The sequence below is a fragment of the Anaerobacillus sp. QJM3NY_17 genome (genome assembly GCF_056173665.1).
This window is the reverse complement of the sequence record NZ_CM149685.1, coordinates 1,721,111-1,739,448: the sequence shown is the minus strand read 5'-3', so window position 1 is coordinate 1,739,448 and position 18,338 is coordinate 1,721,111. Positions and strand designations below refer to the sequence as shown.

Annotated in this window: 17 protein-coding genes; 4 read left to right on the top strand and 13 right to left on the bottom strand. The window is 40.8% G+C overall.

Annotated elements, in window-relative coordinates; all coding sequences use genetic code 11:
* The first annotated feature begins 27 nt into the window (after positions 1–27).
* Complete coding sequence (locus tag AC0VYV_RS09330) at positions 28–522, top strand: PaaI family thioesterase (RefSeq protein WP_430247096.1); 495 nt, start codon at positions 28–30, stop codon at positions 520–522.
* Here the strand turns inward: AC0VYV_RS09330 and AC0VYV_RS09325 are convergent.
* Together AC0VYV_RS09325 and AC0VYV_RS09320 are read right to left on the bottom strand one after the other, a co-directional pair.
* Complete coding sequence (locus AC0VYV_RS09325) at positions 509–1,591, bottom strand: CAP domain-containing protein (protein WP_475367227.1); 1,083 nt, start codon at positions 1,589–1,591, stop codon at positions 509–511. The genes AC0VYV_RS09330 and AC0VYV_RS09325 overlap by 14 nt on opposite strands.
* Before the next feature lie 130 nt (positions 1,592–1,721).
* Complete coding sequence (locus tag AC0VYV_RS09320; protein ID WP_430247094.1) at positions 1,722–2,453, bottom strand: YugN family protein; 732 nt, start codon at positions 2,451–2,453, stop codon at positions 1,722–1,724.
* A 218-nt stretch (positions 2,454–2,671) separates the two neighbouring features.
* On the opposite strand from AC0VYV_RS09320, the gene safA reads away from it, so the two are divergent.
* Positions 2,672–3,301, top strand: coding sequence for a SafA/ExsA family spore coat assembly protein (safA, locus tag AC0VYV_RS09315; RefSeq protein ID WP_475367226.1), 630 nt, complete (start codon positions 2,672–2,674; stop codon positions 3,299–3,301).
* 42 nt (positions 3,302–3,343) lie between these two features.
* Here safA and AC0VYV_RS09310 read toward each other — a convergent pair whose 3' ends face one another.
* On the bottom strand, positions 3,344–3,709 hold the full coding sequence (locus tag AC0VYV_RS09310; RefSeq protein WP_430247092.1) for an Asp23/Gls24 family envelope stress response protein: 366 nt from the start codon (positions 3,707–3,709) through the stop codon (positions 3,344–3,346).
* A gap of 154 nt (positions 3,710–3,863) precedes the next feature.
* Between AC0VYV_RS09310 and ytvI the strand changes: the two genes are divergently transcribed.
* Positions 3,864–4,922 carry a sporulation integral membrane protein YtvI gene (gene ytvI, locus AC0VYV_RS09305; protein WP_430247091.1) on the top strand — a complete coding sequence of 353 codons (1,059 nt, stop codon included), beginning with the start codon at positions 3,864–3,866 and terminating at the stop codon, positions 4,920–4,922.
* 47 nt (positions 4,923–4,969) lie between these two features.
* Here the strand turns inward: ytvI and AC0VYV_RS09300 are convergent, their stop codons facing one another.
* The 5 genes from AC0VYV_RS09300 to cyoE all read right to left on the bottom strand — a co-directional run bounded on the left by AC0VYV_RS09300 (position 4,970) and on the right by cyoE (position 9,873).
* Entirely contained in the window at positions 4,970–5,314 is a 345-nt protein-coding gene (locus AC0VYV_RS09300) for a cytochrome C oxidase subunit IV family protein (RefSeq protein ID WP_194221302.1), read from the bottom strand.
* A gap of 4 nt (positions 5,315–5,318) precedes the next feature.
* A complete protein-coding gene (locus tag AC0VYV_RS09295; RefSeq protein WP_430247089.1) occupies positions 5,319–5,936 on the bottom strand; it encodes a cytochrome c oxidase subunit 3 in 618 nt (205 codons plus the stop codon).
* Entirely contained in the window at positions 5,933–7,771 is a 1,839-nt protein-coding gene (gene ctaD / locus AC0VYV_RS09290) for a cytochrome c oxidase subunit I (RefSeq protein ID WP_430247088.1), read from the bottom strand. The genes AC0VYV_RS09295 and ctaD overlap by 4 nt, the downstream gene beginning before the upstream one ends.
* A 26-nt stretch (positions 7,772–7,797) precedes the next feature.
* Positions 7,798–8,823 carry a cytochrome c oxidase subunit II gene (gene coxB, locus AC0VYV_RS09285; RefSeq protein WP_194221299.1) on the bottom strand — a complete coding sequence of 342 codons (1,026 nt, stop codon included), beginning with the start codon at positions 8,821–8,823 and terminating at the stop codon, positions 7,798–7,800.
* Between the two features lie 108 nt (positions 8,824–8,931).
* On the bottom strand, positions 8,932–9,873 hold the full coding sequence (gene cyoE, locus AC0VYV_RS09280; protein WP_194221298.1) for a heme o synthase: 942 nt from the start codon (positions 9,871–9,873) through the stop codon (positions 8,932–8,934).
* 386 nt (positions 9,874–10,259) lie between these two features.
* On the opposite strand from cyoE, the gene AC0VYV_RS09275 reads away from it, so the two are divergent.
* The gene (locus tag AC0VYV_RS09275; RefSeq protein WP_430247087.1) at positions 10,260–11,153 is read left to right on the top strand and encodes a COX15/CtaA family protein; all 894 of its coding nucleotides are present in this window, start codon (positions 10,260–10,262) and stop codon (positions 11,151–11,153) included.
* Positions 11,154–11,186: 33 nt separating this feature from the next.
* Here AC0VYV_RS09275 and pyc read toward each other — a convergent pair whose 3' ends face one another.
* The 5 genes from pyc to glsA all read right to left on the bottom strand — a co-directional run bounded on the left by pyc (position 11,187) and on the right by glsA (position 18,253).
* Positions 11,187–14,627: a pyruvate carboxylase gene (gene pyc / locus AC0VYV_RS09270; protein WP_430247086.1), complete on the bottom strand. Its 3,441-nt coding sequence runs from the start codon at positions 14,625–14,627 to the stop codon at positions 11,187–11,189.
* A gap of 17 nt (positions 14,628–14,644) precedes the next feature.
* Complete coding sequence (ftsW, locus tag AC0VYV_RS09265) at positions 14,645–15,805, bottom strand: putative lipid II flippase FtsW (RefSeq protein ID WP_430247085.1); 1,161 nt, start codon at positions 15,803–15,805, stop codon at positions 14,645–14,647.
* Positions 15,806–16,330: 525 nt separating this feature from the next.
* Positions 16,331–16,765, bottom strand: a complete 435-nt coding sequence (locus AC0VYV_RS09260; RefSeq protein WP_475367224.1) for a site-2 protease family protein — start codon at positions 16,763–16,765, stop codon at positions 16,331–16,333.
* Between the two features lie 183 nt (positions 16,766–16,948).
* Positions 16,949–17,218, bottom strand: coding sequence for an Fpa/YlaN family protein (locus tag AC0VYV_RS09255; protein WP_098445722.1), 270 nt, complete (start codon positions 17,216–17,218; stop codon positions 16,949–16,951).
* A gap of 105 nt (positions 17,219–17,323) precedes the next feature.
* Positions 17,324–18,253 (bottom strand): glutaminase A, encoded by a 930-nt coding sequence (glsA, locus tag AC0VYV_RS09250; RefSeq protein WP_475374776.1) that lies wholly within the window; start codon positions 18,251–18,253, stop codon positions 17,324–17,326.
* Positions 18,254–18,338 lie beyond the last annotated feature (85 nt).

Here is an 18,338-nt window from a genome sequence, read left to right as displayed (position 1 = left end):
GCACACTGGAAAAGGAAGGTAGATTATATGGAAAACGAATCAATACATACGTTAATTTCACAAATTTTAGATGAAGCAAATGAGCAAGAAAAACACTCCCTACGCTTCCTGCTTGAGGGTGTGCTAAAAAAACAGCAAGATCATTATAAAACCTATCTAGCTGGGTTCATGGGGATTAGGAGTAAAAAACTTGATGAAGACACTTATGAAAGTATTATTCCGAATCAAGAACTTGTTCATAACCCATTGCATATCGTTCATGGTGGAATAACCGCTTCATTAATTGATATTGCAATGGGCTCACTTGTTCACCAATCGCTCCCTTCTGACAAAGCAGCAGTGACTTCTGAAATGAACATTCACTTTCTGGCGAAAGGGGATGGTCATGAGTTAAGGTGCCAATCTCATGTAGTGTTTAAAGGTGACGTAAGATGGGTTGTGAAAGCAAACGTCTACCGTGATGATCTGAAATTAATCGCTACTGCTACCGGAAACTTCATGGTTATTCCTAGAAAGGTTTAATGAAATTCTGTGTGTAATATTCACGATAAACCCCTACACCAATTTCAGTGAAGTCTTCATTCAATAGAGCTTCACGATGACCTTTACTGTTTAACCAGCCAATCATCGCCGCTCCAGCATCTGGATATCTTGCAGCGATGTTCTCTCCGGCATAGCTATAGAGAACGTCGCCCTTCTTTAAGCGATCGGAAAGCTCCCCTTCCGATGGTGAAGTATGAGAAAAGTAATCATTTTCTCCCATATCCTTGCTATGTCCAAAGGCAACTTCTGAAACTTCATTATTATAGCTTAACGATTGCTTGTCAGATAAATTTCTCAACACGTTTGTCATCGAAAAAATTTGTTTTTCCATTGCATCTTCGACTTGATCCCATTCACCCTGTGATAGCGACTCCGTTTCAAGCAGTTCGCCACGATAAGAAACCGCATAAGGTCTTTGCTTTACTAGTACACTCGGCTCTGCAATCCTAACAGCACGTAAACTACCGTTAAACTTATCAAAATAATACTGTGCGTATAAATCCTCATGTATTTTAATTAAAGGCTTAAGCTGTTTTTCTTCTTCAGTAAGCTGAAACCGATAATCATATTGATCTACCTTAACAGGGATTTCATTTAGAGGCTTCTCTTCTTTAAATATATCAGCCGCTTTCTCACCCATTGGGTATCGTTCACCAGCGTCAACATTCCCCATAAAGAAAATCGTCACTACCTGTTCATTTTCAATACCAACCTGTAAATAAGCAGAATGGGACTGCTCATAAATCCACCAGTCATACCCAAACGGTGAGGGATCCACTCTGTCTGGTTTCCCCAAATTAGATTCAATCGTTTCTTGTCCTTCTCCTACCCATTTCTCCAGTCCTTTAAGCTCTGGCAACGGCTCATCTTTTTTCACTTCGTCTTGTTGAGTTGGAGACTTTTCCGTAGTTTCTTCAAGAACAAACTTTTCTTCATTAATGATACGTTCAACTTCCTGTCCTAAATGACTCCACTCAATTTTGTCATAAACATCTATCCCGATCACGATGACAACAATCAGCAAAGTGAAGCGAAGTATATTTTTCATGATTCGTTCGCCTCCATTTCATTGTATCTATTATGCCTTATCTCTGTTGTACACCGCAACGGTTAGCCTCTATGGCGCTTAGATTAATCACCTTAAAAGTAAAAAAAGAAGAGCACCTGGCTCTTCTCATTTAAGCGTTTATTTTTTCTTTTAGATGGAAGTAAGATACGATTCCGACAAAACGCTCTCCGTCGACTACAATAACCTCTGTTAGACGGGATTCATTCATTAACTCAGCAGCCTGCTCAGGCTTCATATCTGGCGCCAAAGTCATAGATGGCTTTTCGAGGAGTTCCTCAACTTTAGTCATGCCGGCTTGATTATCAGCAAAACCACCAACCGCAATTGCTCGATCTGTCACAATTCCAACCAGATTTTCACCATCACAAACGGGAACAATCGTGACATTTTCATTCTTCATAGTCGCAGCCGCTTCGGCAACGCTATCAGAAGGCTTACTCGGAGTAACATATTTAGCAATATCTCCAACAGATACCATGCTTCGTTGAAGTGCCGATCCTAGCTGATCACGAAGGGTTTCAAGCTTTTTGTTACATGTGTTAATAATCGTATCAGGAAATTCTTCGTCATACTCCACACCGTGAGGATAATAGTGCTTTCCTAAGTAAGGCTTACCAAGCTTGATCACGGCATAAGAAGATTCAACCATTCCCTCGATAGCTACACCAGGAACTCGAAGATAGTAAACGTCACCATTTGTCATATCCTCAAATTTATAATCGTATGTAACTCGTTCATAATCCCATTGACCAGCAAGAACTAAACCGTTTTCATGCATAATATGATCTAGAATGGAAAATTGAACGATCGTAGATTCCAGACCAGTCTTGTCAAATTTCATAATTCGTTTGCCTCCTTTGTAATTCACAACATGTCCACTCTTTAATAATAGTATAAGGGGCAGTGTGGTTGCAATGTTTACTTCGTTTTCACATGGATAATCCATACATTATTATCCTGTCCAATCGAAAAGAAATTACATGAAATCAAAACAAATAATAATAATCTGAGTGAAATCGGTCGCTTCTGGTGAAACTACGCTAGAAAGGAGATGATTTCATGAGAAAATCAGTATCTTTTTTAATGGTATTTCTTCTCATAACTTCACTATTAGCACCAACTTATGCACATGCACAGAGTACATACACAGTAAAATCTGGTGACACGCTGTGGAAAATTTCCAAACGCTATAAAATCGGACTTACTGAGATAATCAGTGCAAATCCTCAATTCGATAATCCAGATCTTATTTATCCGGGCGATCGTGTCAACGTACCTACAGCAAATCCATCGATTCGAAAGTCTAAAGACGTTGGACAACAAGTGATGGATTTAACAAATGCAGAGCGTGCGAAAAATGGATTGTCGCCACTAACGTGGAATTGGGAAGTGGCTAGAGTAGCCAGATACAAATCAGCAGATATGAGAAATAAAAATTATTTTTCTCATCAGTCGCCTACGTACGGTTCTCCCTTCTCTATGCTAGAGAATTTTGGCGTTTCCTATCGAAGTGCCGGAGAAAACATTGCCGCTGGACAAGCAACACCTGAAGAAGTCGTTCAAGCGTGGATGAATAGCGAAGGACACCGAAAAAACATTTTAAATTCTGGTTATACACAGATTGGCGTCGGATACATCTCAGGTGGTTCATACGGTCATTACTGGACACAAATGTTCACCTCAAAGTAATCAGAAAAGCCTCTTTGTCTAGAGAGGCTTTTCTATATGGATTTATTCTTTAAGGTCCTCGTCTGTAATAGATAAGGCTGATACAAGCACATTCACTTCTTCCACGTGTAACCCCGTCATTTTTTCTATATCATTTTTAATTCTCTCTTGAAGAACAAAGCATGTATAGGGAATGATTTCTCCAAAACCAATTGCCACTTCTACTTTAAGTGATAAACCCGCGTCTTCCTGGTAACTATCAAATTGAAAAGAGGACTTCTTCCCTTTCCCAACCATCTTTCTCAATGTCTTTTTAACAGGTGCTTGAATAAATTTCACGCCCGGCGTTTCATTAATCGCTACTTCTAAAATAAAGTCAATGACGCTCTCTGAGATGGTTAGGCTTCCTTGATGGAATGATTTTCTCATGATGATCCTTCCCCCCTCTTGCATACACTCTTAATATTATATGAATAGCTGAAAATGAAATATTCGTCTAATAATTCATTTCTCTCTACTGGTAAAGCGTAATCGTCCGTACTATAATATAAGAAGATGGTTTGACTTAGAAAGGAGAACAAGATTGCCAAAGTTCCTCACAAAGCGATTTATATTAATTTTACTTGTCATTGCGATTTTAGCAGTGCTTGCTTTCTGGATCTTACCCGTCTCCATTCCGCTTATTCTCGCGTTTTTCAGTGCTCTAGCTCTTGATCCAGCTGTTAAACTGATTCAAAAGAATACGAAAATAAAACGGTACTTTCCAGTGATTATTGTCTTTACATTATTTGTTATTTTCATTTCATTACTAGGCTACTTCCTTATTACAAAAGTGATTACTGAAGGAATAGTGCTAGTCGAGAACTCCCCTCTGTACATACAAAACATCACCCAGATGTGGGATAGTATGGAATCCAACATGGAGGCCGTATCCAAAAGTTTTCCTCCTGAATTTGTTCAAGAATTCACCAATCAGGTTGATCGATTTCTTGAAAATACAAAGGATACCATCAGTAGCATTGATTACTTAAAAATCATTACCATCATTGTCACAGGAATTCCAAATTATTTAGTTAGCATTGTTGTATACTTAATTGCCCTCTTCTTATTCTTGATGGATCTTCCGAGACTGAAGAAGCAATCTTATTCTTACTTATCACAACAAACGGCAGAAAAAGTGCAATTCATGACCGGGCGCCTTTCCTACGTCATTTTTGGTTTTTTTAAAGCTCAGTTTCTTGTCAGCATCATCATTTTCTTTGTTAGTTTAATTGGACTCTTATTCATTACGCCGAAGGTTGCCCTTCTAATGGCGTTTATCATTTGGGTCATTGATTTTATACCGATTATTGGTTCGATCGTTATACTCGGACCCTGGGCGATTTATTATTTAATAACTGGCGATATAGCCACTGGAAGTCAAATGGCGATTCTAGCGGTTGTGCTTCTAGTCATTCGTCGAACAGTAGAACCAAAAGTAATGGGAAGACATATCGGACTATCTCCGTTGTCTACGTTAATATCCATGTACATTGGTTTGAAACTCCTCGGTATTATGGGCTTCATCATCGGGCCAATCCTTCTCATTGCCTTTAACTCTGCAAGAGAAGCAGGGCTAATTAAAATTAATTTCAAAGTTTAACGAAAAAGAAGCTGTTTCCATATGGAAACAGCTTCTTTTGGATCATTTTACCAAATCATACCCATTAGGGCGACAACACACGTGCCAGCTACGAATACTCCAAAGAATATTCCCCATGCAGGATACTGATGCCCTTTGTGGCTTAAATGCATGAACATGTATAGCTGAAATACGAGTTGGATACCAGCTAGGATCATGATAAAAACAACTGTAAAAGCATCAGATATCGCATCGCTAGCTACTGCTACGAACGCAATCATCGTAAGGAAAATCATCATGGCAAAGGAAACAAGTTGTTGCTTAAATTCCTTCTCATGAGCAATCTCGTGATGAATGTCGAGATGACTTTGATCGTGCTCTGACAGAGTATCGTGACCTTCATGATGTGCCATTAAATTAACCCACCTTTCCCATTAGGTAAACCACTGTAAAGATGAAGATCCATACAACATCAATAAAGTGCCAGTAAAGAGCAAAGAGATAAAACTTCGGTGCTGTATACAGGTCCATTCCTCTTCTTAGATTACGAATAATAAGAATCGTAATCCAGGAAATCCCCACTAATACGTGAGCTCCGTGAGTACCTACAAGCGTGTAGAAAGCAGATCCCCATGCACTGCTTTTAATCGTATGACCGTATTCATGTACATAGTGATTAAATTCATAAATTTCAAGACCTAGGAAAGCAAGACCTAGAAGTCCAGTCACCACAAACCAGCCAATCATACGCTTAAAATGATTTGTTTTAAGTGCCATCGTAGCAAACACCGATGTTAAACTACTTGATAATAAAAGCATTGTCGCAATAAAAACAAGTGGAAGTTCAAACAGTTCATTCGATGTAACGCCACCGTTTGTTGCATTCCTTAGTCCTAAGTATACCCCAAAAAGCGAGGCGAAAAGCACGGTTTCGCCTCCAAGGAAGAACCAGAAACCAAGAAATTTATTTTTACCATCTAACGTAGCCCGTTCTGGATTGGCAGGCAACTTAGTCATTGCTTCGTTCGATTTCATTTGCCTTCCCTCCCTTCATCAGGCAGATCTTCCTTATGGATATGGTATCCGTGATAATCAATGACAGAGCGAAGGATCATCGCTAATGCCGTGATCACAAGTCCACCTATTGCAATTATCCAGTTTGAATAGATCGCTGCAAGAGCCGCAATAAACAACCCAAGAGAAAGAACAAGTGGAAGAATAGAAGAATCCGGCATATGGATATCATCTAAAGGTTCCGCGGCAACCATAGCTTTATTACCTGCTCGTTTTTCTAACCACCATGCATCAAGACCACGTATTAGCGGTGTTTGTGCAAAGTTATATTCTGGAGCTGGTGATGAAATCGCCCATTCAAGCGTACGACCGTCCCAAGGGTCATTTCCAGCTTTTTTACCTTTAACAGAAGTTTGGATAATGTTCCAAACCATAATGATTGTTGCAAGTCCCATTAAGAAAGCACCCATCGTTGCTGCGAAGTTCGCTTCATCAAGACTTTGACCAGAAAGATACGTATAAACTCGACGCGGCATTCCCATAAGTCCGAGGAAGTGCATCGGGAAGAACGTTAAATGGAAACCGATAAAGAATAACCAGAAATGAAGCTTTCCGAGAAATTCGTTCAATACTGTTCCAAAAATCTTCGGCCACCAGTAGTACATACCGGCAAATAGACCGAACACTACCCCACCAACAATTACATAGTGGAAGTGAGCTACAACGAAGTAGCTATCGTGGTACTGATAGTCAGCAGGTGGAACGCTTAGCATTACCCCTGTCATACCACCAAGTACGAAAGAAGGAATAAATCCTACTGCAAATAAGTTTGCGGTTGGGAAGCTCACTTTTCCTCCCCACATTGTAAAGAGCCAGTTAAAGATCTTAACCCCAGTCGGAACTGCGATTAACATTGTTGCAACAGCAAAAATAGAGTTGGCAATTGGTCCTAGTCCCACTGTAAACATATGGTGAACCCATACCATAAAGCCTAAGAAACCAATAAGAGCTGTTGCGAAAACCATTGCTGAATAACCAAACAGACGCTTTCTTGCGAATGTTGCAATGATTTCAGAGAACATACCAAATGCAGGTAGAACTAGAATGTAAACTTCCGGGTGCCCGAAGATCCAGAATAGATGTTCATAAATAATCGGGTTACCTCCCGCTTCAGCTGCGAAGAACTGCGATCCGAACAAACGGTCAAACATGAGTAGCGCTAGACCAATTGTTAGAGCAGGGAAGGCAAAAAGAATAAGACCAGAAGTAATAAAACTAGACCATGTGAACAACGGCATACGCATAAATGTCATACCCGGTGCCCGCATGTTTATGATGGTAACTAGGAAGTTAATTCCCCCGATTAACGTTCCGATACCTGAGATCTGAAGCCCTAGAACGTAAAAATCGACTCCGTTCCCTGGACTTGTTGTTGATAGTGGTGCATAACCGGTCCAACCAGCATCCGGTGCTCCACCCATGAACCAACCAAGGTTCAGTAGGATACCACCCGCTGTAAATAGCCAAAAGCCTAATGAGTTAACGAATGGAAACGCTACGTCTCGCGCTCCAATTTGAAGCGGAATGATCGCATTCATAAACCCAAATATGAGCGGCATGGCTGCCAGGAAGATCATTGTCGTCCCGTGCATCGTAAGCAGCTGGTTAAATGTTTCAGCTCCCACAAAATCAAATTCTGGATAAAGCAACTGCACCCGCAGTAAGATTGCTTCTAAACCACCGAGTAGAAAGAAGAAAGCACCGGAAGCGAGATAGAGAATCCCGATCTTCTTATGGTCAACGGTAGTAAGCCAATCCCATACAGGATTTTTCTTTTTATAAGCATGTGCTGACACGTATTAAACCTCCTTATTTCCGATGACTATTCTTCAACTTTTAGTCCTTGCAAGTAAACAACTAAAGCATCAAGCTCTTCATCTTTTAGCTGATCTCCAAACGCAGGCATGTTATTACCAGGTTTGTATTCCGATGGATCGCTAATCCAGCCCTTAATGTTCTCATCTGTATGCTCGAGAACGCCCGCTACTTTCTCGCGGTCACCAAAGTTTGTTAAGTTCGGACCTGTGTTACCGCCTTCACTGCCGACGGCGTGACAGCCAATACAGCTGTTTGCGAAGATTTCTTCCCCTTGAGCTGCTTGATCAGAAGCTGCCTGTGAACCAGCTTCTTTCATGTTTTCTGCCCATGCTTCAAAATCTTCTTTTTCTTGAGCAATTACTTTAAAGTCCATCAAAGCGTGTGATGGTCCACACAGCTCAGCACACTTCCCATAATATGTACCTGGTTCCTGAGCATTTAGCCACATTTTATTCTCTGTAGCTGTATTCGTATCCATTTTTCCACCTAGAGTCGGAACCCAAAAAGAGTGTGTGACATCTTTAGAAACGAGTTCAAAATAAACTCTTTCTCCTGTTGGAATGTGTAAATCTTGAGAAGTCTTCACTTCAAGATCAGGATACTCAAATTCCCACCAATACTGATGAGCTGTTACTTTGACAACGGTTGCACCTTCAGGTACTTTTTCAGTGCCCTCATCTAATGCAAACGTAGTCATTACTGTCGGAACGGCAAGGATCAAAAGAAGGATAATAGGAACTACAGTCCATAGAATCTCAAGAACGACATTACCTTCCGTTTGTTCTGGAATTTCATTGTCGCTTTCACCACGTCGTCTAAAACGAACAAGCACAACTGTATAAATGAGTGCTACTACAACGAAAACCCCGATCATGATGTAAAGGCTTAACATCATGAGATTAAATTGCATTTCAGCCCCTTCTCCCTTAGGGAGCATAGCTGTTAGTTGTTCGTTACCGCAACCCGTAAGCGCTAACGCAATTACCGATAGCAGTGGTAAAAAACGCCAAACATTTTTCCAACGTTTCATTTGCACCTTAAACCTCACTTTCTTTAGTAGCTTTTACTCAAAATTGAGTTATAGGAAGACAAGGAGGGCATCCTACCCACCTTGTCTGACCATACATTAATCATCCTTTTAAGGATTAATATTTACTGCAATCATAACAATAAACAGGATTGTTATATAGTTAAGCGAATAAACAAACATAATTCTCGCCCACTTAATATCGTCCTTCATGAAAAATCCTGCAATTCCTATCGCTAGCCATCCAAAACCAAGGATTGCTGCGACAGTGATGTACACTGGTCCAAAGCTGTATAGCAATAGTGACACTGGTACTAAAGCAGCCGTATATAAAACGATTTGGCGCTTCGTCATTGGAAAACCTGCTACAACAGGTAGCATTGGAATTCCAGCATCACGATAATCATCTACACGCTTCATAGCGAGTGCTAAGAAGTGTGGAGGCTGCCAGATAAACATGATTAAAAACATTCCCCATGCTACAGGGCTTAAGTTAGGATCAATTGCAGCCCAGCCAATAAGCGGCGGAAGTGCACCTGAAAATGACCCGACTACTGTATTTAAAGAAGTTGTACGCTTTGTCCACATTGTATATAACACAACGTATATAACAAGTCCTAAAAGACCCAATAAAGCAGCCATTGGCTCAACAATCAATAGCATTATCGTACCTACAATGGCTAAGCCAAGACCTACAAATAATACCTGGTTAGCAGGAATTTTACCTGTAACTGAGGGACGCGTATTCGTTCTCGCCATCACTTGATCAATATCACGGTCAATGTAGTTATTCAAAGATGTTCCCCCGGCAACAACAAAAGCTGTTCCCAACATCGTTAGAATGAGTACCATTGGATTAGCGAATAGATCAAATCCTGCAGCAACTGATGCCACCCATAAGCCAGTAAAAGCTGTAATTAAATTATCAAATACAATGCCTAATTTCGTAAGTGTCAGAAAATCTTTCCACGTACCAGATGGATTTGCTTCTGATAGCGGGCCTGGCTCCATAACGCGATTAGATGCTTCGTATGCAGTTCTAGCTTTACTCAATCTACACACCTCCTTTTTCATTTGACTGAAGTAAATCAGTCATTCTATCGTTCATGTTAGACAATCTTATTAGAAGACTGTGTAAGCCCTGATCATTATGTTGTATCACGTCTACCCCTCCAGGTTACTCACATGCTGTTAAACAAAATGTAATTCAATCTTCACATCTTGCTATTAAAACTCGCTAACAGCTATGGTAAGATAATGTTGGTTTTGTGAAAGGAAGCAGTATCCGCAATCCTTATCCATTATAAACGAATCTAATTGTTTTGTATACGTCGTTTCATAATGGGAGCTCATCCTTTCATTCGTGCAAAGATGTGCTTGCCTCTTCACACATTCATTGTACTATGATTTACACACAATTAGATAAGAAGGTGTTATTTGTGAATAAATTGTTGAAATTATTCGGGATTATTACGTCACTTGGAATGCTTCTCGTACTCTTAATGGGTGCAGTTGTAACGAAAACAGGGTCGGGTGATGGCTGTGGGAACTCCTGGCCTTTATGCTATGGAAAGGTTCTACCTGAAGCACCAGAGATAGAAACGATCATCGAAGTCAGTCATCGGATTGTTTCAGCAGCCCTCGGTCTGCTCGTGATTATTCTTGCCATATGGGCTTGGCGAAAAATCGGACACATTCGAGAAACAAAATTTTTAGCGATTGCTTCTGTCTTCTTAATCGTGTTTCAAGGTTTGTTAGGCGCTGCCGCTGTAGTATGGGGCCAATCAGATATTATTCTTGCTTCTCATTTTGGTTTCTCACTTGCTAGTTTTGCGAGTGTTGTTTTGCTAACTATACTCGTTTTTGAAGCGTCTGGGAATAAAAGAACGCCTCATGTTCCTAAACGTATTCGTTTTCATTTATACGCGATTACAATCTATTCATATATAGTCGTTTATACAGGAGCCCTCGTACGCCATACAGGCGCCAGTATGGCCTGTGACAAAGTTCCATTTTGTAGCGATGGTCAGCTGTTCGCTTTCTCTGGACCACAGGGGATTCAGATGTTACACCGAACGGCAGCCGTACTCATCTTTGTATGGTTACTCTACATTCTCATCATAGGATTACGAGAGTTTAAAAACAAAGGAACGATGCGAACTGGTATTATTTTAGCTTTTGTTTTCATTTGTTTACAGGCGTTGAGCGGTATTCTAGTAGTCGTTTCAAACCTGAATTTGTTTCTCGCGCTTTTCCACGGACTCTTTATATCTGGTTTATTTACAGTTCTTCTCTACCTTGTTATGCTTTCACTTCGAAGTGGCAGGCAATAGAAAAAAGCTGCGCAAAATTGCGCAGCTTTTTTCTTATTCATTCATTTCTAGCAATAAGTCTCCCGATTCAATTCCCTCTCCATTAGCCACATGAATATGTTCCACTGTGCCACTACGAGGTGCCTGGACGGTTGTCTCCATTTTCATCGCTTCTGTGATCATGAGGTGATCACCTTTGTTTACTCTTTCTCCTTTTTCAACTAGAACTTTAATGACAGTTCCCGGCATCGTTGCTCCAATATGATTTGGATTAGTGCGATCCGCTTTTGGTTTAGCCGCAATTGCCGTTTTGATATTTTCGTCTTTAATCACAACTTCACGCGGCTGACCATTTAATTCGAAGTAAAGGGTGCGCTTGCCTTCTAGATTAGGCTCTCCAACCGAGACAAGCTTGACGATAAGCGTTTTCCCCTGTTCGATCTCGACCTCAACTTCTTCTCCAAGTCGCATGCCATAAAGGAAGGTTGGTGTATCTAGAACGGATACATCCCCAAACATCTCTTGAACCTCTGCATACTCTAGATAGACTTTCGGGTAAAGAGCATAAGAGATCAGATCATGGCTAGTTACTTGACGATTCAATTTGTGATAAAGAGTTTCCTTTAAGTCCGTAAAGTTAACAGGTTCTAGAAACTCTCCAGGTCTTGAAGTAATCGGCTCTCTACCTTTAAGAATAATTTGCTGAAGTTCTTTAGGAAAGCCCTGATACGGCTGGCCAAGGTATCCCTGGAAGAGTTCTACAACTGAATCAGGAAAATCTAGAGATTCTCCACGCTCATACACATCATCTTCGGTTAAATTATTTTGAACCATATAAAGAGCCATATCGCCTACAACTTTAGAAGAAGGCGTAACCTTTACAATGTCTCCAAACATTTCATTAACTCTTCGATACATGCGTTTCACATCATCCCAGCGCTCTCCAAGACCGACGCCTTTTGCCTGCTGTTGAAGATTGCTATATTGGCCACCAGGCATTTCGTGCTCATATACTTCCGTGTGTGGAGCGGTCATACCACTTTCAAATCCACTATAGTATTTACGTGTATCTTCCCAGTAATGAGACAATTCTTCTAACGCTTTAATACTAATATCCGGCTGTCGCTCTGAACCATCCATTGCATAATACAAAGAATTGGCACTTGGCTGAGATGTTAAGCCAGCCATGGAACTTACGGCTACGTCTACGATATCTACACCAGCCTCAATGGCTTTCGCGTATGTATAGATCCCGTTACCGCTCGTATCGTGCGTATGAAGATGAATAGGTATAGAGACAGTTTCTTTTAACGTTGAAATAAGTTTATATGCCGCTTGAGGCTTGAGTAACCCTGCCATATCCTTAATTCCTAAAATATGAGCACCGGCGTCTTCAAGTTCTTTTGCGAGCTGTTGATAATATTCAAGGTTATACTTCGACTTATCCGGATTTGAGATGTCACCTGTGTAGCAAATTGATGCCTCAGCAATTTTTCCTGTTTGACGAACCGCTTCAATCGCTTTTGTCATGCCGTCCACCCAGTTCAAACTATCAAATATCCTAAATACATCAATTCCTGCGTCAGCAGACTTTTGAACAAATTCTCGAATGAGATTATCTGGATAATTCTTATATCCTACTCCGTTTGATGCTCGTAACAACATCTGGAACATCACATTTGGCACTTGCTCTCTAAGCTTAATTAAGCGATCCCACGGATCTTCTTTTAAGTATCGTAATGAGACATCGAAGGTAGCCCCGCCCCACATTTCCATTGAGAACAGTTCGGGTAGCATGCGGGCAGTCGGCTCTGCAATATGCAATAAATCAGTCGTTCTCATTCTTGTCGCAAGAAGAGATTGATGACCGTCACGGAATGTCGTGTCGGTAAGTAACGTTTTCTTCTGTTCTTTCACCCATTTAACAAGACCATCTGCACCTTGTTCATCAAGAATTTGTTTCGTTCCTTTTGGTATAGGCTCACTGTATTTTAAATGCGGTACTCTCCGTTTCGTAAACGCAGGTTTTTTCTTTATATCAAGACCCGGGAAACCGTTAACTGTAATGTTCCCGATGTATGAAAGCATTTTTGTTCCACGATCTTTTCGCTTTGGAAACACAAATAGCTCTGGTGATGAATCGATGAAAGATGTATTATATTCGCCTGATCGGAAGTTCTCGTGTTTCATTACATTTTCAAGGAAAGCAATATTCGTTTTAATTCCTCTAATACGGAATTCTTTTAAGTTTCTGACCATTTTAGATGAGGCTTGGTCAAAATTAAGTGCCCATGTCGATAGCTTCACAAGAAGTGAATCGTAATAAGGAGTAATGACAGCACCTTGATAAGCATTCCCTGCGTCAAGACGAACGCCGAATCCGCCACCTGATCTGTACGCCATTAGCTTCCCTGTATCAGGCATAAAATTATTTTCAGGATCTTCCGTCGTTACACGACATTGAATAGCGTACCCGTGACAGTCAATGTCATCTTGTTTCGGTATACCGAGTCGATCACCATGAATGTGTTCACCCTCAGCAATCATAATTTGAGATTGAACAATATCAATTCCCGTGATCATTTCTGTAATGGTATGTTCTACCTGAACTCGAGGGTTTACTTCAATAAAATAGAACTCTCCCTCTTGGTTAACAAGAAATTCAACAGTACCTGCATTGACATACTGTACGTTTTCCATCAATTTCACTGCAGCTTCACAAATGTCTCGTCTAGACTCCTGTGTCAGTGAAACACTTGGTGCTACCTCGACAACTTTCTGGTGACGACGCTGCACCGAGCAGTCTCTCTCATAGAGGTGAATTGTATTACCATGCTTATCTCCAAGAATTTGAACTTCGATATGCTTCGGATTTTCTACAAATTTCTCCACATAAATTTCATCGCGCCCAAAGGCTGCTTTTGCTTCAGATTTAGCACGATCATAAGCCTCCGCCAAAGATTCTTCACTTCGGACGATTCGCATGCCTCTTCCGCCGCCTCCTAGGGCAGCTTTAATCATAAGAGGGTACCCATTCTCATCTGCAAACGCCTTAACCTCATCAAGTCCTTCTACAGGGCCATCCGTTCCTGGAATGACTGGAAGCCCTGCTAATATGGCTTGTTTTCTAGCCTCTACCTTATCTCCGAACATTCGTAAATGGTCAAGTTCAGGTCCTATGAAAATAAGACCTTCCTCCTGACAACGTTTAGCAAACTGAAGATTCTCAGAAAGGAAGCCGTAACCAGGGTGAATAGCATCAATGTCGTTCGCCTTCGCTATCTCGATAATCCCCTCAATATCTAAATAGGCATCAATCGGCTTTTTATCCTCTCCGACAAGGTAAGCTTCATCTGCTTTATAACGATGGTACGATCCACTATCTTCTTTAGAATAAATAGCTACGGTTCGAATATTCAGTTCGGTACAAGCACGGAAAATTCGAATGGCGATTTCACCACGGTTAGCAACTAAAATTTTTGAAATAGCTGGCATATAATTTCCTCCTTAAACTAAAGCTCCATTTGAATCGTATTATCTTTTTTAACGTAACCTTCTTTCTGCTCTTTCCTTATATTCACAAAAGCAGAAACGTTCACTAGTATCCCCATTGATATCATCAGCAAAATTAATGAAGATCCACCGTAACTGATAAACGGAAGTGGGACACCTGTTACTGGTAACCAGCCTGTTATAGCACCAAGATTGACGACTGTTTGTACACCAATCATACCAGCAATGCCTATAGCTAGTAAGCTACCAAATGTATCCTTACAGCGAATACCTATAACAAAACCTTTAAATACGATATAACCTAACAAACCTACTACAAATACAACACCGAGTAACCCTAACTCTTCAGCCACAATGGCCATAATGAAATCTGTATGTGGTTCAGGTAAAAAACCGTATTTTTGAATACTCTGGCCAAACCCCTGACCCGTAATTCCACCTGATGCTATAGCGATATAAGAATTAATTAAATGGAAACCACTGTCTTCTGGGTCCGAAAATGGATCATAAGCTCCAGTAAATCTTGATGCCTGTTCAGGTGAGAGCGTCATCCACGCAAGAGCGAAGACAATCCCGCCAATGACGATAAGCCCTAAAATGTGTCTCCACTTCATTCCAGAACAAACAATGACAATACCTGAAGTTAATGCGATAATCATTGCCGTCCCAAGATCTGGCTGTGAAGCAACTAACGCAAAAATCAATCCAATGACCATTAAAGGAGGCATTGCCCCTCTTACAAAGTTAGAAATATAGGCTTGTTTTTTGGAGTAAATAGCCGCAAGGTAAATGATTAACCCTAGTTTGACGAATTCAGAAGGCTGAAAACTAAACGAGCCGATTTCAATCCAACTTTGTGCATTGTTCGTAGTGGATCCGATCAATTTCACGAGCAGTAGTGACAAAACAGAGAGTCCTAGTATAGGAACGATAAATTTCCTATAAGCCTTATATGGAAAGACCATCGCCAGTAGGAACATAACGAGTGATACCGCTAACCAGATGATTTGTCTGTTGAAGAAGTAAGCACTGTTTGCTTCATGTCGCATCACAGCCCATACCATACTTGCACTGTAAACCATAACGAGCCCAAACCCGCACAAAAGTAATACACTAATGATTAGAGAGTAATCATAATGCTTAAATAATTTTTTAATCATAAACGTCATCCTACCTATTTATTTTCTATTAAGAAGTTTGCATCAGCTCACTGTTAACTTCATAATCACTTGTTGATTTATTCGCCTTTTGGAAACTAAAAAGTATTGGTGGTGTTGAAGGATTCCCGTAGCCAGACCCCAGATTGCTTAACTTTCAATCAGAACACGCATCTTGTGTTCTAGTTCAAGAGCTCCAATATCTCCGTTTCTAAACGCTCGTCTCCGCTTTTCGGTGTCTAGCTGCAGTGGGCAGGGTCTCGATCGCTTCACCCCATAAAATGAACACAAAGACCGTGTTCTTTTTATGGGCCTCCAGCGCTTGTCGACCCTAAACGCCCACTTCCGCTTTTCGGTGTCCAGCTGTGCGGGCCAAATCCTCCGGCTGTTTCACCCATTCGAATGAGACATAAACCGTCTCACTCTCATGGCCTCCAACATCCTGCGGATTTAGACGGGCCCGCTCCGCTTTTCGAAGTATGTATAGGTTTCGATGGGAATTGGGTGAAACCTGCTGTCCTTTTGAAATTAAGTTTTTTTGAGAAGGACTTTTAATATGGTCCATCCGTCTGATTCTTTCCCGAGAATTTTAAATGGGATCAGATTGGTTATTCCTAGCCAGAGGTTAAAGAAAAGAACCCAGGCTATGATGGAGGGATGGAATGGCAGAATGAGAGCGAGTGCGGCGACGATAAGATTCATGAGTGGACCAGCTATGGCAATGGCGAGTTTCCCATAGGCTTTATCAGGTTGTGAGCTGATGGTCATTCCTCCAGCGAAATAAATAGCGTTAACGGCTACTTCTCCTCTCGGGTGTCTCCATGTAAAGATTCTTGGACCTATGCCCAGGTGTAGTTTCACACCAGCTTTCGTAAAAACATTGGCTGCCACTGTGTGGCCCGCCTCATGAAGTAATAAACTGATGGGAGATATAACAAGGATCACCATGAGCAAATCATACATTCATATCTACTCCTAAAATCTTCTGAATTCTTTTACGGCCTATTCGTATTCTATCATATTTTCTACTTGCTACTATCACTTAATGCGGAACTGCAAAGTGAATGAGTCAAAAATATATTGTATGTAAAGGAACACTGAAAATAAACAAAAAGCTCAAACTATCATTGATAGTTTGAGCTTTCATTATTTCCTCATACTAGCTTCATGAAGAGCCGAAAGCTGACGCTCAAGTGATTCAAGCAATTCTTTGCCATCCTCTTCATTTACTAATCCAAGACGAACCGCGAAGTCAATTTCGCGAGATAAACCAAACATCTGCGTATCAAGAACCTCTTCATACAGAGGACACTGAGGCATCGTCAAATTCTCCATTTGAACTTCGATAAGTTTTAGGATCTTATGCGCATCGGCTTTTAACAGCTCGTATGCTTTTTCACGATGTCCTGTTGCCATACCAGTTGACAAATCTGATCCCTCCGTTCCCTTTCCCATTCCTTCTATTATCATAAAAGGAATGCAACAAAATTGCAAGAAAAAGCAGGGTAAACGCGGATGTGTTTAGAAAATACTTAGTCCATATTGTGAAGAAAGATTCTCAAGAAGTTTGTTTCCAGCGATACTATTTCCTTTTGCATCAAGTGGTGGACTATAAACACCAATTCCCATTTCATTTGGAACAAGACTTAAAATCCCACCTGAGACACCACTTTTTGCAGGGATGGCCACGTTAATCGCAAACTCACCAGATGCATTGTACATGCCGCATGTAACCATAAACGTTTTCACGATTCTCGCTATATATCTTGGAATAATCCTTCTTTCCGTTTCAGGGTCTTTTCCTTCATTGGCTAGAACCATCCCTATTCTAGCAAGATCTTTACAGTTTACTTCGATTGCACACTGTTTTGTATAAGCTTCAAGAAGCATTTCAACATTATCATCAATAATGCCGTGCTGCTTCATGAAATAACTTAATGCTCGGTTTAAATTCGCCGATTCATATTCCGAATCAGCTACTTCAGTATTAATTCCAATGCTAGTGTTATTCGTCATGTCATGAATTAATTGCAATATGCGTCCAACTTTTTCCTCTACTGAACTACCATGAATCATATTTGTAACAACTAAAGCACCCGCATTAATCATTGGATTGAGTGGTTTTGAGGGTACCATCGTCTCAAGTTTGGCAATTGAATTAAATGGATCTCCCGTAGGCTCCATTCCTACCCTTGAGAAAACACGCTCCTCTCCTGAGTCCATGATTGCTAAGGCTAGTGTTAGAACTTTAGAGATACTTTGAAGGGTAAACGTTTCGCCTACATCTCCGGCTGATAAACATCCGTCTTCCTTGGAGTAGATTGCAATTGCTAGCTTATCTGGATCGGATTTTGCAAGGGCTGGAATATAATCTGCCACTTTTCCATCTTTCGTAAATGGCTTGCTTTTCCTAACTAGTTCCACTAATTCTTCTTCTGTACGACATCTCATCTTAAATCCTCCCGCTCGGAACAAATTGACTCTCACCATACTGTTCCCCAAATGTGACAAATGCAAGCATAACCGGTATACTTGG